This is a genomic window from Mycobacterium sp. TH-M82, from assembly GCF_057473605.1.
In genome coordinates, this window is the sequence record NZ_JBYCKY010000868.1 from 1 (window position 1) to 2,536 (window position 2,536).

At 67.0% G+C, this 2,536-nt stretch carries 4 protein-coding genes; all 4 read left to right on the forward strand.

Going from position 1 to position 2,536, the window contains the following annotated elements; genetic code table 11:
• Positions 1-449, forward strand: a 449-nt coding sequence (locus AC2VON_RS25140; RefSeq protein ID WP_486955244.1) for an Hsp70 family protein, incomplete at its 5' end; no start/stop codon positions are given.
• The gene (grpE, locus tag AC2VON_RS25145; RefSeq protein WP_486955245.1) at positions 446-1,099 is read left to right on the forward strand and encodes a nucleotide exchange factor GrpE; all 654 of its coding nucleotides are present in this window, start codon (positions 446-448) and stop codon (positions 1,097-1,099) included. The genes AC2VON_RS25140 and grpE, both read left to right, overlap by 4 nt.
• Before the next feature lie 23 nt (positions 1,100-1,122).
• Entirely contained in the window at positions 1,123-2,298 is a 1,176-nt protein-coding gene (gene dnaJ, locus AC2VON_RS25150; protein ID WP_486955246.1) for a molecular chaperone DnaJ, read from the forward strand.
• A gap of 53 nt (positions 2,299-2,351) precedes the next feature.
• On the forward strand, positions 2,352-2,536 hold a 185-nt coding region (locus AC2VON_RS25155; RefSeq protein ID WP_486955247.1), incomplete at its 3' end, for a heat shock protein transcriptional repressor HspR.

Genomic DNA, 2,536 nt, shown 5'->3' on the forward strand with positions numbered 1-2,536 from the left:
AGAACACGATCAAGATCCAGGAGGGCTCCGGCCTGTCCCAGGAGGAGATCGACCGGATGATCAAGGACGCCGAGGCGCACGCCGAGGAGGACCGCAAGCGCCGTGAGGAGGCCGACGTTCGCAACCAGGCCGAGTCGCTGGTCTATCAGACCGAGAAGTTCGTCAAAGAACAGCGCGAGGCCGAAGGCGGCTCGAAGGTCCCCGAGGACACGCTGAACAAGGTCGACGCCGCGATCGCCGATGCCAAAAAGGCACTGGAAGGCACCGACATCGGCGCGATCAAGTCCGCGATGGAGAAGCTGGGTCAGGAGTCGCAGTCACTCGGCCAGGCGATCTACGAGGCCACCCAGGCCGAGCAGGCCGCCAGTGGTGGTTCCGGCAACGGATCCGGCGGTGCCGATGACGTCGTCGACGCCGAGGTGGTCGATGACGACCGGGAGGCCAAGTGACCCTGGAAAACCCGGACAACCCGCGCGAACAGGTGACCGTCACCGACAAACGACGCATCGACCCGAAGACCGGCGAGGTACGCCACACTGCAGAAGCCACAGAAGCTACAGAAGCCAGGGCGGCACCGGCCCCGGCCAACTCGGACGCGGCAACGATCGACCAGGTCGCCGAGCTGACCGCCGATCTGCAGCGGGTACAGGCGGACTTCGCCAACTACCGCAAGCGGGCACTGCGCGATCAGCAGGCTGCCGCGGATCGGGCCAGGGCCGCCGTGGTGATCGAATTGCTGTGCGTCCTTGACGATCTCGACCGCGCCCGAAGCCACGGTGATCTGGAGTCGGGTCCGCTCCGCTCGGTTGCCGACAAGCTCGCCGGCGCTCTGCAGAAGCTTGGCCTGGCGGCATTCGGCGCCGAGGGTGACGACTTCGATCCGGTGCTGCACGAGGCTGTCCAGCACGAAGGCGACGGCAGCCATCCGGTGATCGGCAGCGTGATGCGGCAGGGCTACAAGCTCGGCGAGCAGGTGCTGCGACACGCCATGGTCGGCGTGGTCGACACCGTCCCGGAGGACGCTGCGGCGGAAACGGGTGGTGCCGGCACGCCCGACGACGATGTCGAATCCGACGAGCGGGAAGCGGAATCGTCCTGAGCGCGCTGAGGAGGTGACGCGGCATGGTCCAACGCGAATGGGTCGAAAAGGACTTTTACAAAGTGCTCGGCGTCTCTTCTGACGCCAGCGAAGACGAGATCAAGCGGGTGGCCCGCAAGTTGCTGGCCGAGAATCACCCCGACCGTCACCCGAACGACCCGGTTGCCGACGAGAGATACAAGGCCGTGGGTGAGGCCAGGGATGTGCTGACCGACAAGGCCAAGCGCAGGGAGTACGACGAGACTCGCCGGCTGTTTGCCGGGGGTGGGCGACGCCGCTTCGATGGCGGAAACTTCGTCGGCTTCGACGTGGGCGGTGACGGCACCGAGTTCAACCTCAACGACCTGTTCGGCGCCGCCGGGCAGGCCGGTGGCGCCAACATCGGCGACCTGTTCGGCGGACTGTTCGGACGTGGCGGCGCACCACGGCCCAGCAGACCGCAGCGTGGCAACGACCTGGAGACCGAGGCCGAGCTCAGCTTCACCGAAGCCGCCAAGGGCGTGGCGATGCCGCTGCGGTTGACCAGCCCGGCGCCGTGCACCAACTGTCATGGCAGCGGCGCCCGACCGGGCACCAGCCCGAAGGTCTGCGCCAGCTGTAACGGTTCCGGCGTGATCAGCCGCAATCAGGGTGCGTTCGGTTTCTCCGAACCCTGCACCGACTGCCGGGGCAGCGGCTCGATCATCGAGCACCCCTGCACGGAGTGCAAGGGCACCGGGGTGGCGACCCGCACCCGCACCATCAACGTGCGGATTCCACCAGGTGTCGAGGACGGGCAGCGGATCCGGTTGGCCGGTCAGGGCGAAGCCGGACTACGTGGCGCACCCTCGGGTGATCTGTACGTGACCGTGCACGTGCGGCCGGACAAGCTGTTCGGCCGCGACGGCAACGACCTGACCGTGACGATTCCCGTCAGCTTCAGTGAACTTGCCCTGGGTACCACACTGTCGGTGCCGACTCTGGACGGCACAGTCGGGGTGCGGGTGCCCAAGGGAACCGCGGACGGCCGGATTCTGCGGGTGCGCGGCCGTGGCGTGCCCAAGCGTGGCGGAGGCCGTGGCGACCTGCTGGTCACCGTCAAGGTTGCGGTCCCGCCGAACCTGGAAGGTGTTGCTCAGGAGGCACTTCGGGCCTATGCCGACGCCGAGCGGTCCAGCGGCTTCGACCCCAGGGCCGGATGGGCAGGTAATCGATCGTGAGCCAGGATGACTCGCGAACCTTCCTGATCTCGGTGGCCGCCGAACTCTGCGGTATGCATGCGCAGACGCTGCGGACCTATGACCGGCTCGGTCTGGTCAGCCCGCGTCGCAGTTCCGGTGGCGGGCGCCGTTATTCGCAGCATGACGTCGATCTGCTGCGCGAGGTGCAACGGCTGTCCCACGACGAGGGTGTCAACCTGGCCGGCATCAAGCGCATCATCGAGTTGACCAACCAGGT